Origin of the sequence: Ensifer sp. Root142 (genome assembly GCF_001426785.1) — a bacterium.
In the GTDB taxonomy this organism is placed as follows: Bacteria; Pseudomonadota; Alphaproteobacteria; order Rhizobiales; family Rhizobiaceae; genus Ensifer; species Ensifer canadensis.
Genome location: NZ_LMFK01000034.1, coordinates 360,961 through 382,378 on the forward strand (window position 1 = coordinate 360,961; position 21,418 = coordinate 382,378).

20 protein-coding genes and 2 pseudogenes are annotated in these 21,418 nt (G+C 60.0%); 16 read left to right on the forward strand and 6 right to left on the reverse strand.

All coding sequences use genetic code 11. The features are described from left to right. The first annotated feature begins 15 nt into the window (after window positions 1–15). The 4 genes from ASD52_RS26505 (at window position 16) to ASD52_RS40805 (ending at window position 5,340) form a co-directional block, all read left to right on the forward strand. Window positions 16–1,206 (forward strand): serine hydrolase, encoded by a 1,191-nt coding sequence (locus ASD52_RS26505; RefSeq protein WP_025430304.1) that lies wholly within the window; start codon window positions 16–18, stop codon window positions 1,204–1,206. A gap of 408 nt (window positions 1,207–1,614) precedes the next feature. After that, window positions 1,615–3,447, forward strand: coding sequence for a patatin-like phospholipase family protein (locus tag ASD52_RS26510; protein ID WP_025430305.1), 1,833 nt, complete (start codon window positions 1,615–1,617; stop codon window positions 3,445–3,447). A 487-nt stretch (window positions 3,448–3,934) separates the two neighbouring features. Then, complete coding sequence (locus ASD52_RS26515; protein ID WP_234907771.1) at window positions 3,935–4,546, forward strand: helix-turn-helix domain-containing protein; 612 nt, start codon at window positions 3,935–3,937, stop codon at window positions 4,544–4,546. Window positions 4,547–4,845: 299 nt separating this feature from the next. Continuing rightward, window positions 4,846–5,340 (forward strand): hypothetical protein, encoded by a 495-nt coding sequence (locus ASD52_RS40805; protein ID WP_162174755.1) that lies wholly within the window; start codon window positions 4,846–4,848, stop codon window positions 5,338–5,340. A gap of 325 nt (window positions 5,341–5,665) precedes the next feature. On the opposite strand, the pseudogene ASD52_RS26520 reads toward ASD52_RS40805, so the two are convergent. Beyond that, window positions 5,666–5,974 (reverse strand): annotated as a pseudogene (locus ASD52_RS26520) (LysR family transcriptional regulator); the annotation flags it as partial. Window positions 5,975–6,136: 162 nt separating this feature from the next. On the opposite strand from ASD52_RS26520, the gene ASD52_RS40360 reads away from it, so the two are divergent. From ASD52_RS40360 to ASD52_RS26535, 4 genes and pseudogenes are all read left to right on the forward strand, one after another. Beyond that, a partial coding sequence (locus tag ASD52_RS40360; RefSeq protein WP_244497521.1) for an isochorismatase family protein occupies window positions 6,137–6,477 on the forward strand: 341 nt, incomplete at its 3' end. Window positions 6,478–6,493: 16 nt separating this feature from the next. Continuing rightward, a partial coding sequence (locus ASD52_RS40365; protein WP_244497530.1) for an isochorismatase family protein occupies window positions 6,494–6,793 on the forward strand: 300 nt, incomplete at its 3' end. A 1-nt stretch (window position 6,794) separates the two neighbouring features. Then, window positions 6,795–7,161 (forward strand): annotated as a pseudogene (locus tag ASD52_RS26530) (isochorismatase family protein); the annotation flags it as partial. 256 nt (window positions 7,162–7,417) lie between these two features. Continuing rightward, window positions 7,418–8,092, forward strand: coding sequence for a DUF1275 family protein (locus ASD52_RS26535; protein WP_025430309.1), 675 nt, complete (start codon window positions 7,418–7,420; stop codon window positions 8,090–8,092). Window positions 8,093–8,374: 282 nt separating this feature from the next. Here ASD52_RS26535 and ASD52_RS26540 read toward each other — a convergent pair whose 3' ends face one another. Beyond that, on the reverse strand, window positions 8,375–9,109 hold the full coding sequence (locus ASD52_RS26540; protein WP_025430310.1) for an NmrA family NAD(P)-binding protein: 735 nt from the start codon (window positions 9,107–9,109) through the stop codon (window positions 8,375–8,377). Between the two features lie 67 nt (window positions 9,110–9,176). Continuing rightward, window positions 9,177–9,779 (reverse strand): NAD(P)H-dependent oxidoreductase, encoded by a 603-nt coding sequence (locus ASD52_RS26545; RefSeq protein ID WP_025430311.1) that lies wholly within the window; start codon window positions 9,777–9,779, stop codon window positions 9,177–9,179. A 139-nt stretch (window positions 9,780–9,918) separates the two neighbouring features. Here ASD52_RS26545 and ASD52_RS26550 point away from each other — a divergent pair, with 139 nt between their 5' ends. The 6 genes from ASD52_RS26550 to ASD52_RS26595 all read left to right on the forward strand — a co-directional run bounded on the left by ASD52_RS26550 (window position 9,919) and on the right by ASD52_RS26595 (window position 16,782). Next, window positions 9,919–10,881 (forward strand): LysR family transcriptional regulator, encoded by a 963-nt coding sequence (locus tag ASD52_RS26550; protein ID WP_025430312.1) that lies wholly within the window; start codon window positions 9,919–9,921, stop codon window positions 10,879–10,881. 1,738 nt (window positions 10,882–12,619) lie between these two features. Beyond that, window positions 12,620–12,988: a hypothetical protein gene (locus ASD52_RS26570; RefSeq protein WP_025430316.1), complete on the forward strand. Its 369-nt coding sequence runs from the start codon at window positions 12,620–12,622 to the stop codon at window positions 12,986–12,988. 346 nt (window positions 12,989–13,334) lie between these two features. Continuing rightward, window positions 13,335–13,598 carry a hypothetical protein gene (locus ASD52_RS26575; protein ID WP_025430317.1) on the forward strand — a complete coding sequence of 88 codons (264 nt, stop codon included), beginning with the start codon at window positions 13,335–13,337 and terminating at the stop codon, window positions 13,596–13,598. An 815-nt stretch (window positions 13,599–14,413) separates the two neighbouring features. After that, window positions 14,414–14,716, forward strand: coding sequence for a DUF982 domain-containing protein (locus tag ASD52_RS26580; protein ID WP_025430318.1), 303 nt, complete (start codon window positions 14,414–14,416; stop codon window positions 14,714–14,716). Between the two features lie 126 nt (window positions 14,717–14,842). After that, on the forward strand, window positions 14,843–15,088 hold the full coding sequence (locus ASD52_RS26585; protein WP_025430319.1) for a DUF982 domain-containing protein: 246 nt from the start codon (window positions 14,843–14,845) through the stop codon (window positions 15,086–15,088). 824 nt (window positions 15,089–15,912) lie between these two features. After that, on the forward strand, window positions 15,913–16,782 hold the full coding sequence (locus tag ASD52_RS26595) for a DMT family transporter (protein ID WP_051509330.1): 870 nt from the start codon (window positions 15,913–15,915) through the stop codon (window positions 16,780–16,782). A gap of 228 nt (window positions 16,783–17,010) precedes the next feature. Here the strand turns inward: ASD52_RS26595 and gcvA are convergent, their stop codons facing one another. Next, a complete protein-coding gene (gcvA, locus tag ASD52_RS26600) occupies window positions 17,011–17,910 on the reverse strand; it encodes a transcriptional regulator GcvA (protein ID WP_057207141.1) in 900 nt (299 codons plus the stop codon). Between the two features lie 107 nt (window positions 17,911–18,017). On the opposite strand from gcvA, the gene ASD52_RS26605 reads away from it, so the two are divergent. After that, window positions 18,018–18,722: an SDR family oxidoreductase gene (locus ASD52_RS26605; protein WP_025430323.1), complete on the forward strand. Its 705-nt coding sequence runs from the start codon at window positions 18,018–18,020 to the stop codon at window positions 18,720–18,722. 345 nt (window positions 18,723–19,067) lie between these two features. Beyond that, window positions 19,068–19,442, forward strand: coding sequence for a VOC family protein (locus tag ASD52_RS26610; RefSeq protein WP_025430324.1), 375 nt, complete (start codon window positions 19,068–19,070; stop codon window positions 19,440–19,442). Window positions 19,443–19,584: 142 nt separating this feature from the next. Here the strand turns inward: ASD52_RS26610 and ASD52_RS26615 are convergent, their stop codons facing one another. Together ASD52_RS26615 and ASD52_RS26620 are read right to left on the reverse strand one after the other, a co-directional pair. After that, window positions 19,585–20,376: an inositol monophosphatase family protein gene (locus ASD52_RS26615; protein WP_057225947.1), complete on the reverse strand. Its 792-nt coding sequence runs from the start codon at window positions 20,374–20,376 to the stop codon at window positions 19,585–19,587. After that, entirely contained in the window at window positions 20,373–21,395 is a 1,023-nt protein-coding gene (locus ASD52_RS26620) for a TIM barrel protein (RefSeq protein ID WP_057225949.1), read from the reverse strand. The genes ASD52_RS26615 and ASD52_RS26620 overlap by 4 nt, the downstream gene beginning before the upstream one ends. Window positions 21,396–21,418 lie beyond the last annotated feature (23 nt).

Sequence of the window (21,418 nt, forward strand, 5' to 3'; positions counted from 1 at the left end):
GCGAAAGAAGTACTGATGACATCGAGCTCTACGCTAACCTTCCGTGATCCCAGCAAACCCGGCGCACCCCTTGTCCCGCGGGCGGAGTGGGATCGCGCGCCGTGGAATCGCTGGACCTTCCAGAACGTGCGTTCGATCGTGCCCACAGCACAGGTCTGGCGAGGTCAGGGTGGACCAACGGAAATGCTCAGTGCGCATCAGGATATTGATCGCGTTGAGTTCGAGCTGGACGGGACCCGCCGGACGGTCGCTAACTTCATGCAAGCGCAGTATACCGACGCGTTTCTCGTTCTGCACCGCGGGAAAGTGGTCGCGGAGAGATATCTCAGCGGCATGACCGCCAGGACGCCGCACCTCTCGCAATCGGTGGCCAAATCCATTGTCGGCACCGTGGCGGGCATTCTTATCGAACGCGGTGAAATCGATCCGGCCGCTCCACTCACCCAGTATCTCCCCGAACTCGAAACCACAGCGTACCGGGGTGCTACCGTTCAGCATGTGCTGGATATGACCAGTGGCGTGGTATTCGACGAAACCTACACTGCCCACGATTCCCACATGGCGCAGTTGGATGTCGCAAGCGGTTGGAAAGACGGACATCAGCCAGACTGGCCGAAGAACGTTTGGGAATTGATCCTCACGCTAAAGGAGGCCGAATGCCCGCACGGGGCTTCGTTCCGCTATCGCTCTATCGAAACAGACGCACTCGCCTTCGTTCTTCAGCGGGTAAGCGGTCTGATGCTATCTGAGCTCGTAAGCCGCGAATTGTGGTCGCGTATGGGGGCTGAGGAAGATGCCTATTTCACTGTGGATCCCGCAGGCTATGCGCTTGGTGACGGCGGTTTCAATGCCACGCTGCGTGACTACGGACGCTTTGCATTGTTGCACCTCGGGCAAGGCAACATTGGTGGTCAGCAGGTTGTTCCCTCAAGATGGATCGAAGAAACTCGCCACGGAAAATCGTACCCGCTTGGAGACAACTATTGCCAGACCTTACCGCGCGGCAGTTATCATAACCAGTTTTGGATCGAGGACCAGAAAAGACGCGCCTATATGGCACGCGGCGTGTTCGGTCAGTTGATCTATATCGACCCGGAAGGCGACTTCGCCGCTGTGATCCTCTCAAGTTGGCCACAGTTCCTCAGCACGGATCGGACGCGGACGGCACTAAGTGCGATACATGCCATCCGTGATGCCTTGAATTAAGTGCTCTCGGACAAGGACAGCCCCGGCGCATGGTAAGCGTTCTGATGGCCTTGGTCATCGTGCCCTTCGCGACGGCAAGCACGCCTGTAGCGGCGGCTTCTTGCGCCGATTGTGTGCAACTCCACGACCGGCATCTTCATCACATTGCCAGCAGTCTCCCCTCGGCCGACGACGTCATTCGTCCATCAATCACGAGGCTGACATCCACGATCGACCCGTCTGCTTTGCGGTAGGGCGGATTACAAACTTGGCTGCCACAGGGGTGGCATCGCTTTTTTTTGAGCCACTGCGCCTTGAAGCGCATTTGAGCGAAACGCATTATTGTTGGTGGGAGCGATCGCGTCTCGAGGAGTGGTGCAAATGTCTTCCGTCGAGTCCCTTGCGGCGAGATTATTGTCGGCGACATTGATGTTCGATCGGGCGTCTTTGGCGGCACTCGAGGCTTTGGCTGCCGAATCCGACAGGCGGATATTGCGACGCGGTGAGGCTCTGGTTCGCGAAGGTGAGCCATCGGATCGGTTCTTTATCGTGCTATCGGGCCGCTTTACGGTGCACAAGGAAGACTATGCTGGCGCGGTCGCTGAGATCGGCCAGGGCGAGCTCGTCGGTGAGGTCGGTTTTTTTGCAGGGCTGCCCCGCATGGCGACCGTGCTGGCTGCCCGCGATTCGATCGTCCTTGAAATCCGCGGCAGCCAGTTCGAGAAGGCGGCCAAAGCTTTGCCAAGCCTGCGGCAGGCGGTCACCACGTTTCTCGCGCGCCGGTTCGCCATGCAGTCTCCGAATTCGTCGCGCCCAAAGGAACCTGCCAAGATCCGAACGCTTGCGATCATTCCAGCTGGCGGAAGTCGCATTTCACCAGTTTTCATCCGTCACCTGCGAGCGGCGTTCGCGGCGGGAATGCGCGCTGAGTTCCTTGCCCGGCCTGACATTGAAGCGCGGTTCGCCGGTCGTCCGATCGACGATCAGTCGGTTCTCAACTGGTTGAACGAACTCGAGGCCAAGACCGAGATCATCGTCTATGTCGCCGATGAAGAGCCCAGTGAATGGACACGGGTCTGCATTCGCCAGGCGGATAGCGTCCTGCTGCTCGCCGACGCGTCCTGCTCGCCCCGCCTGAACCGGTCCGAGGAATTGGCGCTATCGGTTCATTCACCCTCGACCGCGCGGCTCATCCTCATTCACGACAAACGCTCGGCAACGGTTTCTGGTACGGCGAAATGGCTAAACGAGCGTCCTCATGTTGGCCATCATCACCATGTTGCACTGGGGGACGGGTCTGACATCCAACGCCTGGTTCGATTCTTTTCCGGCAAGGCAAGGGGCTTCGTAGCGGCGGGGGGCGGGTCCCTCGGCTGTACGCATCTTGGTGTTTGCAAGGCCTTCGTCGAGGCGGGCGCTTGCTTCGACTATCTCGGTGGGACAAGTTCCGGAGCGGCAATGATGGCCGGTTTCGCCAGAGGGCTGAATGCCGATGAGATAGACCAAGGCACGCACAACATATTCATCAAGGGCAGAGCGTTTCGCCGTCCCACCCTCCCGCATTTCGCGCTCCTGGATCACAAGGTGTTCGATCAGGCCCTTCAGGCCGAGTACGGCGACGTTCTGATTGAGGATCTGTGGCTTCCGTTCTTTGCGCTTTCGACCAATCTCAGCACTCGTCAGCCTCATGTTCATCGCCGCGGAAAGCTCTGGCAGGCGGTTCGCGCGTCAGGCTCGATCCCCGGTGTCCTGCCGCCATTCTTTACGGCTGACGGCGATATGCTCGTGGATGGCGCGATTATGAACAATCTGCCGCTCGAACAGATGAAGGAACTCAAGACCGGGCCCAATGTCGTCGCGAGCTTGGAGTCAGGTGGTCCACAGAAATACCACATCGACTATGATCGCATCCCCGGAGCTTCCGAGTTGGCGCTCGCCTGGCTAAACCCTTTCGGTCGCGCCAGCTTGCCAAAGGTGCCCAGCATGATTCAGGTGATTGCTGCGAGCATGCTGGCACACCGGCCGCAGGACATTGCCATTGGCCCAGAGGATGTCTTGGTTTGTCCGCCGGGTTCGAGCGCGGTGAGCTTCATGGATTGGAGCAGGCATTCCGAATTGTTTGCCGGGGCCTACGACTGGGCCATCCGATGGATCGACGAACGCCTGCGCCAGAACGACCCGGCACTCCAAGCGGTGCTGGCCACCTCAACTCAGGGCCCGATCCAAGTCCGTGGCGACAGCATGGACAAGTCCACCACGTAGCGCGATCCGCCACGTTGTGCCACCAGAGAGCAGTCTCACTTCATGGCTGATTGAGGTACGCCCGTCTCTCGACCCACGGCCGAGCACGAGGAAAAGGAGTACGGATGCGATCCGCTACGGCAGCAAGGTTGCGCCGACTGTCGCCGAGCTTGAAAGGCACATTTGGGCGCGCTCGTGTGAAACCCGCAGAATGCGAATCCGATTCGCGTTCACGTTGCACGCGAACACAGGCTGGAATAAAGTCTAGGAATAGATCCGGCCTTGTTTCGGTAGGTTCGTTCCATAGAAGTCGCGAAGAGATTGTCGTTTGAGCTTATATAGTAAAGACATGGCATGCGTGGGCGTCTGCTTCGGGACGCCTGAAGCCCCGTGCCTGACCACCGTACCAATCCGCGCCGCGAGCTTTTCCGTGACCAGCATTTGCCGGGAGCTTTGGGCAGGTGACGCAAACGACGTTCGGCTTCCGGCCTGCGAGTCCTACTTTCTCATGCTCTATCTAGAGGACGCCGAACACGCAGACATCCGGTCGGACGGCTCCTGCGCTCCGGTTCGCCGCTTTGGGCGTGGCACGATCTGCATCGTCGATCTCGGGGACGGGGCGGCCATTCGCCTCAACAGTCGACTGCGCTCGCTGGCCTTCGTGCTACCCAAGGCCCTGTTCGGCGAGACGGCGGAGCTATCGCCGGACACCGGGCCACGCCGCCTGGTGTGCCGTCGTGGCGAACCGGATTCGGTGCTCTGCAATCTCGGCACGGCGCTGCTGGCATTTTTCGCCGGTAGCGGAAAAGCGCCTTCACCGGCGCCCCTGGGGCCTGTAGCAGTCGCTATCTGCGCCCACCTCCTGCACCGGTATGGCGAGCCGATTGAGGCGAGCGGTGGAAAGGCGGCAAGGGTGTTCCTGCGGGAAGATCTCGGCACCCCGCTATTGCCAATCGCCGCACGGATCGACAGGGCCAAGGCGTACCTCGCCAATCATACCCTCTCGCTGGAGGACATTGCCTGCGCGTGCGGATTCGGCAGCCTTGAACATTTCGCAAAGGCATTTGTCGGCGAAACGGGCGTTACGCCTTCGGTCTGGCGGCGGGGGTGCCTCCATTAGTCCAATTGCTTGAACGAAGAACTTGGCCAGTCTTTCGTTCGCCTGTTAGTTGGGAGTCGTACGATAGGGAGGCCGCCCCGGAAAGCACCCAGGAGCCGGACGCCATTCGCCGATCGATCCTCGGCGCATCCCCAATCTCCATCATACGGCTGAGATCCGATCGCGAAGACTTGGCACCGAGCCCGGCCAACGCGCGCGATGAGGCCTTCAACATTATCACGCAATTTTTCATGCAGGAACGCGTCGATTAGGCTCGCGACCTGCTCGTCTCCTCGCCGCTGCCAATCGCCGAGATTGCAATGGCGTGTGGCTTTGCCGACCAAAGCCACTTCACGCGGGCTCGCGTGTGGTCGGCACCACGCCGGAATGCCGGCAGCGCCATCAGCGTTGAGTGCAATCGCCGTTATGTGAACGGTGTATCCCTGCCGTCCGCCGAGCTTCCCTTCGTTGCGGGTAAACGGGAGAATCTTCAAAAAGCAGACATTCCGGACAAGAACCTGCAGCGGGATAGAAGCAATATCGGGGAACCACTTCCGCAACCGGCAATTACTCGGGGAGAAGCCGATGATCCTGGCAGTCACGCCGCCGTCATGCCCGACTGGTCACCGGTCAGGACCTTCGGTGGCTATGCCGCCTGGGGCGGTCCGGAAAGGCGCCGGCGCCTGGACATCACGCCTGCCGATCGCCGATCTCAAGGGCTTCTTCGCCGCGCTCGGCTGCGCCTGCAGGGCCGTTCAGCGATAGAGGAACGCACGGCATCGTTAGTTAAACTCCCGCAAAGGATCAAAGAATGAAAAACATGGCCGGACCTGCCGCAATAGCGGCAGTCTCAATCTTGGTCTGTTCATCTGTCGCTCTTGGCGATGACCGTGCCCCAGCAACGGGCAAGGCCCGCCCCTCTTGGGCGAAGGTCGTTGTGAACCATCCGACGCCGAAGCGTGGCGCCTATTACAAGGGGATATCCTCGACCGCGTTCGCAGCTTCGAATGGCAGCAGATCCGATGAGGGTGGTGGCACTCGCCCCACGTTAAGATGATGACCGCCAGAGAAGGAGGGTTGGCTGCCCATGAGTTTGCGTGGCTTACTGCAGCGTCGCCACGAAGGCAGGCACATACTGTTGCCAAACCAGGTCGGCACGCTGATGCGAAGCCGCCCCTGATCCGCCTTGTGGGCGTCGATCACGTCCTTGCGCGCCGTTTCGAGCGCCGGCATGGCGGGCTGGACCTGTGCGGCGAAGATCGCCCCGTCCGTCGTCAGCGACACCTGCCGCGTCGTGCGCACGAAAAGCTGGATGCCGAGATCGTCTTCCAGAATGGAAATGGCCCGTGTGATCGCGGCGGGCGCCAAGTTGAGCTCCCGCGCTACCTGGGCAAAATTTCGTTTTTCGGCGGCAAGCAGGAAGATGCGCAGGGCCTTGTAGTCGTTAATCTTGATTATTTCCAAAACCGCAATTCATTCGCAATTTTTATTGCAATTACTCGACGCAATCAACGGGACTACACCTATTCTCACCAAACAAGTTTACCGCAGAAACCGGCGAAGGCGGCGGCAGACGCCCTGCTTCCCACCAACTCAAAGAGGAGATAACCCATGTCCAGCAAACTCGAAGTCCTGACCCCGCAAAACAGCCAGCTCATCTTCATCGACCAGCAGCCGCAGATGGCTTTCGGCGTGCAGTCGATCGACCGCCAGGTGCTGAAGAACAATGTCGTGGGCCTCGCCAAGGCCGCCAAGGTCTTCGATATTCCGACGACGATCACCACCGTTGAGACCGAATCCTTCTCCGGCCACACCTATCCTGAACTGCTCGCCGTCTTCCCGGAAAACGACATTCTCGAGCGCACTTCGATGAACTCCTGGGACGATCAGAACGTCCGCGATGCGCTGGCGAAGAATGCTGCCAACGGCCGCAAGAAGATTGTCGTGTCAGGNCTCGAGCGCACTTCGATGAACTCCTGGGACGATCAGAACGTCCGCGATGCGCTGGCGAAGAATGCTGCCAACGGCCGCAAGAAGATTGTCGTGTCAGGTCTGTGGACCGAAGTCTGCAACACGACCTTCGCACTCTCGGCTCTCCGCGATGTTCCGGACTACGAGATCTACATGGTTGCCGACGCGTCCGGCGGCACTTCGGCCGATGCACACAAATACGCAATGGACCGCATGGTTCAAGCCGGCGTCATTCCGGTGACCTGGCAGCAGGTCCTCCTTGAGTGGCAGCGCGACTGGGCGCGGAAGGAAACCTATNGATTGTCGTGTCAGGTCTGTGGACCGAAGTCTGCAACACGACCTTCGCACTCTCGGCTCTCCGCGATGTTCCGGACTACGAGATCTACATGGTTGCCGATGCTTCCGGCGGCACTTCGGCCGACGCACACAAATACGCAATGGACCGCATGGTTCAAGCCGGCGTCATTCCGGTGACCTGGCAGCAGGTCCTCCTTGAGTGGCAGCGCGACTGGGCGCGGAAGGAAACCTATCACGCCGTCACCACGCTGGTGAAGGAGCATTCCGGCGCCTATGGCATGGGCATCGATTACGCCGTGACCATGGTCCACAAGGGCGAGGAGCGCGTCCATCACGGCAAGCGCATCGGTCCGAACCCCGCAAAATAATCATCACCGGTCGTCTCCCTGGTTTGTCGTCGAGACGCACCAGGGAGGTGGAGGCGCTGACCACAGGGTTCGATTTCCCTTTCGAGCACACGTTGGAGCACCGGACCGGTATTAAGGAGAAAGCACGCAGCACCTGAATAGCGTCGTTAAATCGCCTCACCCGGCCGTCGTCGGAGGACAAGCGTGGATCGCTTGCTGCGCCCGCTTTGCAAGAAGGGCCGGAATCAGTCTCAACCAATAGGGGTCACCGCAGACAATGCTGAATATACTTCGCGGGAAAAGCAATTCACTGGTACTGGCATTCGTCTCCGGATTCGCGGACGCGCTCTTCTTCATTCATTTGGGCGGCCTTTTCGTTGGACTGGTCACCGGCAATGTCGTGCTCCTCGGGCTGGGGCTGGTCGGTCACGAAAGAGGTGGTTTGCGTGGTCTTCAGATCATGTCATTCCCTCTCTTCATGGTGGGCGCGGGTTTGGCGGCGATCATGGTCACCTCGATCAAGCCTCTCGAACGCGCGACGTTCTGGACGCTCATGGTCGCCGCAGCTGCGTTCGCGATGTCCGCTCTTCTTGCAATCTTCGATGCCGGGCCGGTATCCGCCTGTGCACTTCTCGCCGTCGTCGCGATGGGGATGTTGACGGCGATCGAGCGTCTCGACACCAGGCTCGGCCCGCCGTTCTCGCTGATGACAGGCAACATCGCCGGGCTCGCCGCCGCCGCTGCTCGTCGCCTCATCGGCTACACCGAGAAGCCGGAAGAGTGGGGGCAATCATTGACCTCGACCATCCTGGTCCTTGGCTTTGTGCTGGGGTGCGCCGCCGGCGCGTTTGCGCAAGTCACGGTTGGCGTTGCCGGCATGCTCTTGCCAGCCTTTTTGTTGCTCCTGATCGGCCTTTTCTATTCGCCTCAGAGCGCACAGAAGTCGAGCTAAGCGGATGGTCGCTGTCATTTTGTCGCCCGAAGGTGCGATCGCTGCGGCTCGCCGGAGACCGCACGACCGCTCGTCGGGCAGACGTCTGGACCTACCCCCTATGCGAATGAGTGGCCTCACCACGTCGCTACTCTGTTGGATCTCTCAACTATGTCATCGACCGCGGTTGAAGGAATGACCTTCCGCAGACCCCCTGACGCACTTAGACATCCAAATCCGTTTGTGCGTAATTGAGGAAGTACCCCGTAAATACCGTCGCCCCCACGTAAGCAAACACGTCGGCTAGTTGCTCATCGCTCCAGCCGGCGAATTGAGCGGCCTTCCAGGTGACGTCGGCAACGTTTCCCGAATTGGCAGCCACTTCCCTGACCAGGCGGCCAGCACATCGATTTTGACGTCGTTTGTCGAGGTGCCCGTCGTTAAGGCACCGACCTGCTCTTCGGTCCAGCCATTCATCTGGGCGAGCCGACTGGCGATACGGCTCATGTAGGCGTTGCCGACCGCAGCCGCGAGGGTGAGGGCCGCACCCACCTTCGGGTCGAAGGTAGTGTGCTCGGCAAGCACGGCGCGCAGGGACGTGTACGCTGTCAGGACCGTGGCGCGCACGCCGATCTTGGCGATGTGCTTTTCGACCTCATACTTGCTGTCGAAGTGCGGGACGCCCGTCTGTCGATTGGCAGAGCCGACCGAGTTGAAGACGAGGTGTACGCCTGTGGCCTTGGCTGCGTCCGCGGCGGAGATACCCTGCCGCGTCTCGGCTTGCGGACCTCCTTCGAATGGCGTCGTCATCACGAAGAGAGAGGTCGCTCCTTCGAGCGCCTTGGTGAGCGTGGCCGTGTCTTCGAGTGAGGCGCGGATGAGCGTGGCGCCAGCGTTTGCGAGCTTCCTTGCCTTCGCGGAGTCGGTATTGCGCGTGACGGCGCGAACCTCGTGGCCGCGCTCCAGCAGGTTCTTCGCGACAGCGCCGCCTTGTTGGCCTGTGGCTCCCGTGACGACGACAGCAAGCTTCTGACTCATGACCAATCTCCTTTCACTGGACCAAATTGGGCCGCCGCCTGTTGGGCCGAGCGGCGACCCAACGCGTTCAGCCGACTGAAGCCAGTGCGGATGTGGCCTGACGCCCGGTCTGCAGCGTGTGGCTCCACCAGGAAAAGTCATCCAACAGAACGCCGGCCGCCTGTTCGAGATGCGGAAAATCCGCGAAATCCTTGCCCTGCTGCCAGATGCCAAGGAACTCGGCCATGCCGATGTTCACGGACTTGGGGATCGGCGCCATCTGAAGTTCGACGGCAACCATGCGCAGTTGCTCGATGGCGCGTGCGGCCCCGACGCCGCCATACCCGACGAAGGCGGCCGGCTTGCGGTTGAATTGCTGGAAGGCATAGTCCAGCGCGTTCTTCAGCACTGCGCTGTATCCGTGATTGTATTCGGGCGTGACGAAGACGAACCCGTCCAACGCGGCCAGCTTCGCCGCCCAACGCTCTGCGACGTGATCCTTCGGCTGCATCCAGGCCGGCGATGCCGGCTCATCGAAGAATGGCATCGGGTAGTCGCGCAGGTCGACAATTTCGACGCTGAGATCGCTGCGCCGAGCGGCAATCTTGTGAAACCATGCGGCCGCCCGCTCGCTGAAGCGGCCCTCTCGCGTCGAGCCGACGACGATGCCGATATGTGGGTTCTTGGACATGTGGGTGCTTCCTTTCAGGCTTGTCGAACAATCGGGACTGCGTGCAATTCCCGCTGTCCCTAAAATGCTCGCCGCATATTTAATTGACTAGGCGGGGCTATCGGATTTAACTCCCCCATTTTTAGAAGGAATATCGACGATGCTCGACCTGAACGACATCGGCCTGTTCGTGCAGGTTGTTCGCTTTGGCAGTTTCGCGGAGGCCGGACGTCGTTTGGGGATTCCCGCCAATACGGTCAGCCGGCGCATTCAGGAATTGGAAGAGCAGCTCGGCGCCCGGCTCATGCAGCGATCCACCCGGAAGCTGAAACTCACCGATGCCGGACATGAACTCTACGATAATAGCGCTGCGGCCGTGGATGGACTGCAACAAGCGGGAGAGGATCTGATTGCCGGCGCGCGGGTGCCGAGGGGGCTGATACGTGTGGCGATGCCCGCCGACTTCTTCGACTTCTACAAAATGGAATGGATAGCCGAGTTCCTGGCCTCGCACCCACAAGTGCGTATCGAGTTCGTGTTAAGCGACGCCACGGTTGATCTTATCGAAGAAGGCATCGATGTCGCCTTCCGAGGGAACGCAACGCGTGGTCCGAACTATGTTGTCCGCAAGATCCAAACCCGCTCGTTCGGACTTGTCGCCAGCCCCTCCTACCTTGCCGCGCGCGGGACGCCTGCCACATTGCAGGAGCTGACCCGTCATGACTGTCTGTTCATGCCACAGGCCCGGGACTATGCGACCTGGCGCCTTCAAGGTCCCGACGGCGCCGAGGAGGAGGTGACTGTCACCGGCCGCGTGATGGCGAATACCGCACAGGCGATCCGAAAGGCGGCGATAGCAGGCCTCGGCATCGCGTTGACACCAATCCTGGGCACAGCCGATTTCGCGGTCGGCCGACTGGTGCCGGTGTTGCCCCAATACATGCGCCGCAATCTCGGCATGAGCGTCGTCTACCCCAACCGGGCCCACTTGCCACTGGCGGTTTCGGCTTTCATCGACTCCGTCGTCGGCAAGATACGTGCCGAATTGTTGAGCGAACAAGGATTGCAGCAATTCGCGCCAGCTGCCGATCCAACTTCAGAAGGGCCCGACCCACGGCTCTGATATAGCATCGGTAGGTCGGCAATAGACGTCAAGATGCCCCGGTTTTCCGGGGGCCTATGTCAGTGTTCCGCTCCGTACGCGCTCCTGCAGGACTCCGGGCACGCTCGTCGGGTCCTTTCAGCCGCGAAGACTCGTCCGCCTCAGGAAATCGCCCCAAGCACCTCGTGGGTTATGGCCCACAATGCCTGCCGCGCATTCGGGTCGTCGGCGGGCGAGACAGGCTCCAGCGGCGTTGCATCCTCCACCGAGAGGGCGGCCGATTTGCGCCGCGGTCTCGTGAACCGCGCCAAACTCTTGTATGCTTATCGGAGCGCGTCTTGTCATATGCGATCTGAGAAAAGCGGGGGCGAAATGTCCACTCAAGCGCTGCTAATAGTGCATGCCGATGTTCCGAATGAAGTGGACCGAGCCCTCTTCGACCAATGGTACGATCGCCATATGCCAGACGCATTGCGCGTGTTTGGGGCGCTCCGGGCTTGGCGCACCTGGAGCCGAACCGATCCCTCGAAGCACACTGCCTTCTATGAGTTCTCTAGTTTAGAGGCGGCGAACGCCGCTATTCAATCCGCGGGCAACGAATTTGATACCAAATGGGGCGGGCGGGCGTCACGCACGCGAGACATTGTTGAGGTTGTTCAGCGGCTACCGGATTAAGACTGAGACACTATCAAAAGACTGCCTGCGTCTGTTTCGGGCCGATAGCTGACATCAACCAGCGAGTTACCTATCACAAATATCCGCCCGTAGCGGTCCCGAACTCAGCATCCATGGCGAGACGAACGATAATGTCCGCGCCTCGACGGGGATCGCCAATCTTCAGCCTCGTCAGGATCCGTTCGAGCATTGGCGCAATGCTCAGCTCGCGCCCCAGACCAGTGACATTAAAACCCGGGTCTAGGCAGATCACTGCCACGCCGGTTCCTTCCAGCTGCCGCGAAAGTTCGAGGGATAACATGATGCTATGGACCGTAGCGCGACTAGCCGCCTGGTGCGACAGCTAAAGCAAGCCGGAATCGTCGAGTCTCGTCCCGATCCGGCCGACAAGCGTGGCGTAATACTGTCCCTGACAGACCAGGGCGCCACCAAGATACGCGCAGCGATCAAGTACAAGGGCGAGGTTTTCGCCGTCGTCTCCACGGCTGGAGCGAGGCGGATCTACGCCTCTTTACGGCCCTGCTTCGTCGCTTCAACTCCGGCACAGCAAACTAGGACCAGCCCCCGAAGAGCACAGACATGGTGATCGGCCTTAGCGGAATCCGCCGTGGTTGCACGAGAACGGTCATTCGGGAACGTCAAGGCGGACGTAATCGCCGCAAGGAAGTCGCTTTTTCACCGTGGCAATTGCTGCAACGTCATCCGATGCTCGCCGTATGCTCGGCCACACCCCGACGCGGCCGGCCGCGTTGTAGCGCGCATCGTGTCGGTGATGGACAATCTCGCAAATCATCCGGCCATGGGCGTGTCGGCCGCTGTAATAGACAGATGGCCTCCTTTCGAGGAGGCCATCCTGCACACGATCCGGAGGGATTAAGTTCGGGATCGCTTTTGCGCGTGCACTAATATAATGGCGAAAGCGCAGGATTGTTCCCATCCAACGATCGGCTCGCGAGGGCTTCCCGCCTACCGGCGTCAAACCCTCTGCCGACTTCTTCCTGCCGGTCGAAATTTCGCGCAACGACCAATTGATATTATTGTTCCGCCTCTAGTTACCTACAAGGTAAAGCCCTGGAGGAACTACATGATACGCTATGTGCTTTTGCTGAACCTGGTCGCATCTCCAGCTTTCGCCCAGTCAGGGGATCTGGAAGCGATATGCGCCACGGTCGCAAAAAACTTCCTTCTGACCGATGTGTTGCATCTTGGAATTGTTCAGTCCTTCCCGGAACTGAAGCCGCCGGGCGTGCGGCTGACCTATTCGACTCGTGCCAACGTGGCAAAATCGGAAATGTCGGACACGTTTGAATGTGAATTCAGTGACGCAAAGCCGCCCTTTGCATTGGTCCGGTTTTGCCAATCGAACACCTGCTATACGCCCCAGGAGGAGGACGCTGCGCGAAAAAGGCGGTTCGATGAGATGCGTATCCTTTTGGAGCGATCACAAAAATAGCCCGGGACCCGGACGGCTGCGATGAGAGACCGCGCCAAACTTTTCCACTGCCGATCATCAGGTTTTGTGGCTGCGCCGCATTCGGGGATATTGAGGCTGTAGGAAGAGCACTTTCCTGATGGAGCAACTTCTCCTGTTCAAACACGATTGACGCTGCGGCAGTTCCACAGCGCAATTGACGAGCCGTGCCGTGCGCCATCCAACCATCGAGGATGTCGCCCGGCTTGCCATGCGTCGCGGCCGTTGGCGTGTTGACGATCGGGTATGCAAGAAACTTCGGAACGCTCAGTGGGAACTTTCCTTAACAATTAGGGTTTGCTCATATGATGATGAAAGGAGTTTCGCAATGATCCTGATCGCGCCCGATGGTGATAGACTTTATGGATACAGCGCGCTGCTGGATTCGATACGCGGTGCCGTGAGTTCCGAGGCACCGTTCGACACACGAGGCCTTTGTTTTCGTGCGCTCGGCGACGTGGTGATTATAGAAGGCGTACTGCGGGAACGGGACGCTTCGCAAACCATTCGACGGATAGCCGAGGAGATTGCCGGGGCCGAGCGCGTGGTCGTCCGCATTGGTTGCCCGCTGGATCTACCAGAAACCAAGTGACGCCGATCGAGAAAGAGAATGCTGGTTTTCGCTTTGTACATGGATCGGCGGCCCGTCGCAGGCGCGCTTACAGGGCTTCATGAGAGATTGGCGGTTTGGGGCGTCGTCAGCGCCGACGAGGCCGAGGAAGCCTTGAAGATAATTGCCCGCAGCAGCGAAATTTCGGCCGCCCGAGCTTCAAGTCCCTTGACCATCCACCCCTCCCAGCGGTCCCGGAACCTTCAGTCCCGTCAATCGCTTCTTGTCATTGAACCTGGAGGAACTGGACATGTCCAAGAAGACTGCTGACCCACCCAAGAGGGTCGACCCTAGAGCACAGCCAATCCGCCGTCCCGACGACAAGGAAGCGCCATCGGAGCCCGACGACCGCAAACATCCCGCGCGAGATATAAGAGAGATGCCAGCGCCGAACCCAAACGGTGACCCTGCAGACGGGAGTTAGCCCGGTCCACCGCTGCACATGAAGGTGATGTGAGAATCTCTTAAATTTCGCCAAGCACCGTCACGCGCTATCGCGCCGGAGCTTAATTCAAGATGGATTTCAAAGGGGCAAGGTCACGGCTAGATGTTTATGCGCGCCAGGGATATCTGGAGCAGCCCGGTGCGAGGTCAGCAGGTTTGGAACAATTCGCCAGCGCCCGCGTTTTATGGACACCCCATGACAGCTGGCAGTCCCCCGGCAACAGCTGTCGTTCTCTCGGCCCCTCCCGCAGGGGCCTTTTCTTTGCGGGCGTCAATTGCCCGCTTGAACATCCATTCGCTGCACCTAATTTAAACTGTCTTTCTTCATCCGCTTGCATGTGAAGGAGGAACCCATGTTCATTGCGGAAATGCCATGGTCTGTGCCGCTCTTGGTAAAGTTTCAGAACGGCACGCATCACGTCTTCTCGTCCGTCTACGAGGCTCTTGATTTCCTGGAAAATGAGTGGCCGCTTCGTCGAGGACAGCGCTACGAGCGCGCGGTCAGGACTTGCCGCGGTGCACTTCAGCGGGCGACCCCAGTCGCCGTCGCGCGCGAAGCGTTCATCGCAGCGTGTCTTGAAGCCGGTTTGCCGGCCACTGCTGCATTTGAGCAGGTGGAAGTGCCCCGGGGCAGCAATCCTCAAAGGGCTGCGTAAGGTTACATTGGCGATCACGGAACGACCTCCGGCGATCCACGCAAACCGGGGCCCTGCTTCTGCCGGGACCGCTTCGGAACGAAGGCTGCATCCGATCGTTATCCCTGCGAAGAAAAGGACAGGGCGATGATCGAAACTTGGAATGAATGCGTCATCATCCAGCTTCCCGACCTCGACGGAGTGCAGATGGTTTGGACGCCCGCGCGGGCAGCTACTTTGCTTAACGACAGCTGGCCGGTAGACTATGGCGTCGCCTTCACCGACGCCCTCAACAAGTGCACGGACGCAATGCTTGGTACCTACCCTTGGGAACAAGCCCGTGAGGCGTTTGTCGAGGCAATCGCCGAGGCCAAGATTACAAAACTGCACTGACATCACGCTGCCGCCTTCGTCTTGCACATACTGAATTGCGGCGTCGTGAAAACGAGGCGCCGAAAGCGGCCGCACGAAGGGAACTCGTCGGCCCTTCCCGGCGTTATCTGGCCGGAGGTACGCTCATGTCCAAACATATCAATGATCAAAAGCTGAGTTCGCAGCCCCACCAACCTGTGTTCGACGTCGTGGAGCATTGCATCCGCCACAGCATAAGCAGCAGGGATCAGGGCAGGCTCCTTTCCCTGTTGGGCAAGTTCGCGAGCAGACATGAGCTCGAAACCAACGCCCCGCCCAAACGACCGCGCTTTCGTTGACCCAACTGCGGTGCAGATCGTTTGACGAGTGTGAAAAGTGGCCCGCGAACCAATACGCTGGAAGGCGCCGTCGTTACCGATAGGAGTCGCCAGCGACGCGACCTCTTTTACCACTGGGCAGCCCCCGTCGGTGACGGTGTCAATATCGATTGATACAAGTACCGAACGTGACACGCGGGAAGCGCTGCCTCGGAAAGCGCAAATGACGCGCGCGCAGTGATTTCGCCTTCCCCCTCCCGGCCCACCTCACGCTCAAAGGCAGAGATTTTCCGCCCTGCCCTTCCCGGTCGGAATTATGAGCGGCGCTAAAGCGGACACGACGCCTCCCCTCGAACCTTATGTGAGAAAAGGGAGGGGCTGGTGTTGACCGCCACGGCCGCACGCGACCGAGTGACGTTTGCAAACCTTGGCTTCATCACCGCGCCGTCGACAACATGCCGGCTCGTACCGGACTTTGACCAAGGACTATGCTATTCAGGATCGTCAACGATTCTGAGTATGCGTGTGATGAGCTCCAAGACCCGCGGCTACCTCTTCGCCTTCCTGGCGATCTGCATTTTCGCCGCCCAGGACGCCATCACCAAGTACCTTGGTGACCGTTACCCGGCGCTTTTCATAACCATGATACGGTTCTGGGCGTTTGCGCTCTTCGTATTCTGTTTCGCCGCATCGTCACCGGGCGGATATCGCCGCGCCGTTCAGACGCGTCATCCTTGGTTACAGATTGCACGCGGACTTTTGCTCGTCGCGGAAATCGTCATCATCGTCTTTTCCTACGTTCATGCCGGGCTCGCCATGAGCCAGTCGATCTTTCAGGCAACGCCGCTGATCATCACGGTCCTGTCAATTCCGCTGCTGGGAGAGACGGTAGGATGGCGGCGCGGCACGGCGGTACTGGTTGGACTGATTGGCGTTTTGGTGATCATAAACCCCGTAGATGTTCACTTCGACATGTCGCTTCTTCTGCCGCTTGCAGCATCCGTGCTGTTTGCGCTCTACAGCATCGCCACGCGCGCGGTCAGCCATGAGGATTCGGCAGTCACAAGCCTCTTTTATGCCGGCGTCGTCGGTGCTCTCGCGATTTCACTCATTGGCCCCTTCTATTGGACCGAAGTCCAGACTTTCGACTGGCTTGCGCTGGCAGCGCTTTGCGTCTGCGGTACGCTCAGTCACTACTTCCTGATCAGGGCGTATGGGCTGCTGCCTGCCGCCGAAGTTCAGCCTGTCACCTATTTTCAGCTGGTTCTCAATGTCATTGTAGCGGTGATGTTGTTCGACGAGAATTTAACGCACAACATGATCGCAGGCGCTCTCATCGTCGTCGGCGCGGGCCTTTTCACCATCTGGCGAGAACATCAATTGACGAAGCGGTCGTAGGCAAGATTGTGGGCGCCATCCGCGTCCAAAGGCCAGTGCCTCGCGGCGGGTGATTTCGACGTTGGTATGTTTTCATTCGAGTTATACCTTTTCCCCCGAAAGGTACAACAACGAGAGAGCGAGCAAGCGAGACCAATCGGCGGCGGCAAAAGTCCCTGTGCCGCGACGTTGCAAAACGTCCAACCGCGATGGCGGGAACACAATCACATAACCGATTGATCCGATGTCTCAGCCCATCCTACCCGCCTTGGCCGCGCTCATCCATTCTCGAACCTCCAGAACAGCGGCCGGGTGGCGCGGCTTGCGAGGCGAGACCAGATAGAAGTCCGCTCCAACGCGCAATTCTGGCGTGAACGGGCGGACAAGACGACGGGAACCCAGATCGTCCGTCACGAAGAACAGGCTGGCGAGAGCGAGGCCCTGCCCGGCCGCCGCTGCCTCGATCGCGAGCGAGGTTTGGTTGAACCGGATGTTCTTGCCCGAGGTGGCGACCCCTGCGGGAAAGGCAACATCCAGAAACTGGGGCCAGAAATCATGGGCATCATGTAGCAACGCATAATGCCTGAGATTTTCAGGCTGTGTTGGCGGTCCAAGCTTCTCGATCAACAGAGGGCTTGCGACAGCAACGATCACGTTTTCGTACAGGAGGTCGGCGATCAGACCCGGTCCGAAGGGCGGACGCCCGTAGCGCACCGCCAAGTCCACCGCGTCGGTTTGGAAATTGGAGATCCGGTCGGTCGCCAGAATGCGCAGGCCGATGTCGGGATGCATCTCCGTGAAGTCCGGCAACCGTGGGATCAGCCAGCGTGACGCGAAGGTTGGCGTCACGCTGATGGTCAGATGGCGTGGTTCGGGTTTCAGGGCTTCCGTCGCATCGGAAATCAGTTCGAAGGCGCGGCTGATATTGCCCACATAGCTGCGCCCAACGTCGGTGAGCGCAAGCGTCCGCGTATGGCGCTCGAATAGCTTCAGGCCGAGGGAGGTTTCCAAACCGCGCACCTGCTGCGCGACTGCACCCTGCGTCACTCCCAACTCTTCAGCGGCGAGGCGGAAGTTCAGATGTCGCGATGCGGCCTCGAAGGCACGCAATGCGTTCAGCGGCGGAAGTCGCCGATTACCGTCAGCCATGCGATAGTTTTTCTACTGGATGATAAGTGTTGTTCTGGTTCGTGAGCCTAGACGAAAGATGCTATCACTGTGGGTAATTAACGCAAATCCCGATGAAGGAAACGAATATGTCAGCAGAAAAAGTGGCGATCGTCGTGGCGGGTGGTTCTGGTATGGGTGCGGCCTCGGCCCGGCGTCTGGCCGCTGACGGGTTCAAGGTGGCCATCCTGTCATCCTCGGGCAAGGGAGAGGCGCTGGCGCAGGAACTCGGCGGATTTGGCCTCACCGGATCGAACCAATCCAACGATGACCTGAAGCGCCTGGTGGATGGTACGGTGGACCGTTGGGGCCGGATCGACGTGCTGGTGAACAGCGCAGGGCATGGGCCGAGGAAGCCGATCCTTGAGATTACGGATGAGGACTGGCACACCGGAATCGACGTTTACTTCCTGAATGCCGTGCGACCGACACGGCTGGTAACGCCCATAATGCAAGGCCAGAAATCCGGCTCGATCATAAACATCTCCACCGCATGGGCATTCGAACCAAGCGCCATGTTTCCGACCTCGGCGGTGGCGCGCGCGGGCCTTGCCTCCTTCACAAAGGTGTTTGCCGACACCTATGCGGCCGAGAATATCCGCATGAACAATATCCTGCCCGGCTGGATCGACAGCCTTCCGGCCACCGAGGAACGGCGCGAGGGCGTGCCTATGAAAAGGTATGGCACCAGCGACGAAATCGCCGCAACGGTGGCATTTCTTGCCTCCGATGGTGCGGCCTACATCACGGGCCAGAACATTCGTGTTGACGGCGGCATCACGCGCTCCGTGTGATCGCTGCTGTTGTATCGTCATGTGAGAAGGTTCGGGTCAACGATTGTTGGGTGGGATCCCGATTTCCTCCATCCAGGCCTGAGAGACCGGCATTTTACCGGCCCGGTCTACGGGCCTGTACAACCTCAATGGCCGGCTCAGTCTGCGTGCACTGCGGGCTCACTCATTGGGGCGCTACCCTTCTGGGCACCCCGCCCCTGTTCCTTGCCATTGATGGCTGAGCCATGCCATTAAGCTCTGACACGCAAAACGGCCGCGAAGGACCGCTTTGCAGCGCAAGGCGCAGCAGGCGGCACGCTCCGGCTGCTTCTCCGTGAGGCAGGCCGACACATTTCAGGAGAACTCATGTTTGACCACGTCAAATTCGGAGTGAGCGACTATGCAGCGAGCAAAGCGTTCTTCCTGAGCGCACTCGAACCGCTCGGTGTAGCTGTCGTCGCGGAGGGGCCGCCGACATACGGTGTCGAGCTTAGCCCAAAGGGCAAGGCTTCACTGTGCCTGTACCAAACCGAGGAGAAGCCGGCGCATCTTCATTTGGCGTTCACGGCCGACAATCGCCAGCAGGTCGAAGCTTTCTATCGCGCCGCTCTGGAGGCGGGCGGCAAAGACAATGGTGCGCCCGGTCTGCGCCCGCACTACCACGCGAACTACTATGCAGCTTTCGTCATTGGTCCGGACGGGCACAATATCGAAGTGGTTTGCCACGAACCCGGGGCCTAATCCTTGCATCGAGGGGACGTCCACAAGGGGGTTTTCCCACTTGCCGCCGCCGCTCATGTCAAACGATGAACGTCTGCTTCCAGCCCCAGAGGCCGACACAGGATCAACGCCTTGATTGGGTTCAACCCGCCCCCGTCGCGCATCACGCGCGACGAAGAGCCTCCAATGCGGCCCGATGGATTTTTTCGTTCGCCGCCATCAGCACGGTGTCATATCGGGGCGCGTCCGTTAGTGGCCTGCCTTCCCAATCCGTCACAATGCCGCCGGCGCCGAGCACGATCGGCATCTGCGGGAGAATATCGTAGTCGAAGACATTGCTTTCGACGAGGAGATCGATGCTGCCGAAGGCCAGGAGGCCGGCGGCGTAGCAGTCGTGTGAGAACCGGGTGAAGTGGACCTTTGCGGCCAACTCGGCGAATTGGCTATAGCGCTCGCGATCGAACTGTTCCAGGGCAGAGGTGTAGAGAATCGCCCGGTCGATAGCCGTTCGATCGCTGGTTCGGATCGGGTCACCGTTGAGGGTCGCCGGCGTGCCGGATAGGCCAAGCCAGCGTTCGCCCGTGATCGGCTGATTGATCATGCCGAGCATGGGTTCACCGCGATAAAGAAGGGCGATCTGCGTGCCGAAGGCGAGCGAGCCGGAGACGAAGGATTTCGTGCCGTCGATGGGATCGAGCACCCAGATCCATTCGGCATCCGTCCGGCAGGCGCCGAACTCCTCGCCCCTGATGCCGTGATCGGGAAAATGGACCTCGATCATTTGCCGCATCGCTGCTTCCGCATCGCGGTCGGCGATGGTGACGGGACTGGCATCGGCCTTGGCGTCGATGGCAAGGCGCTGGCGGAAATACGGGCGGATCACATCGGCGGCAGCGTCCGCCATGGCGTGGGCGAGCGCCAGAAAGGCCGGCGGGCAGGTTTGTGCAGGCGTCATGCTTGGTTCCTTTCGGCTTCGGTCGCAATCTCACGCAACAGGGTTCTGACAGTCTCGACCTGCCTTTGGGCGGCGGCGGCCTCCTGCCGCAGACGCGCTGTCAGATTGCCGGGCCCGATATCGGTAAAGCTCGCCGGGCGGGCGGCAATGAACGGGTCCGGCCCATCCGAAGGCAACCGCAGGGCGGGCGCGAAATACCCTTCTTCCTCCTCCAGCCCGAAGGCCAGAACCTGCGGTCGGTCTTCGCCCAGAAGCAGCAATTCCACAAACATCGCCGCCATCGGCAGATGCCCCTCGCCGGACAGGCAGGCAAGATGGGCCCAGCCACCACGATCCGGCTGGACGAGGCAGTCCTTCACATGCACTTCGGCAATGTAGGGCGCCTGTAGCGCCAGCGCCGGCAGCGGCAATTCGTAGGCGTTGATCATGTTGCCGAAATCGAACAGCAGGCCGAGGCGCGGGTTGTCGACGGCCCGCAGGATACGGATCAGCTCCCCGGATGTCAGGTCCTCGTGCTGTTCGAGCGTGTAGCGCAGCCGTGCCTGCGGATCGAAGTCGACAAGGCGCCGCAGGTCTGCGATCGTCCACTCGACGATCTCGGAAATGCGACCCTCGTAACGCGGATAGCAGCGCAGCGAGGTGGCGCCGGCGGCAAGCGCGATGCGCACGGCATCCGAAAGCCCCGTCGCTTCCGTCGTGCTGGTCTCGACATGCAGTTCCAGCCCGAGGCGCCCGACAGCCCCCGCAAAGGCTTGCAGAACCGCGTCCGGCATCCGGCTCAGGCTTGCCTGCTCGCCGTCCTCGACATGGATCTTGATGCCGCAAAGCTGCTGCGCTTGGGCGAATTCGATGAGATGCAGCGGCGTCATGCCGCCGAAGCGCATGTTGAGATGAAAGGCATAGGCATGCGCAAACAGCGGGGCGCTCCTCGCCCGCGCGGCAAGTCGGCCGCGGCTTTCAGCGGCAAGGGCTGCAATTCTCGCCCGCCAGTCCGGGCGCGGCATGGCGTTCCATGGCATATCCGTCACGGTGCCGGTTCCTC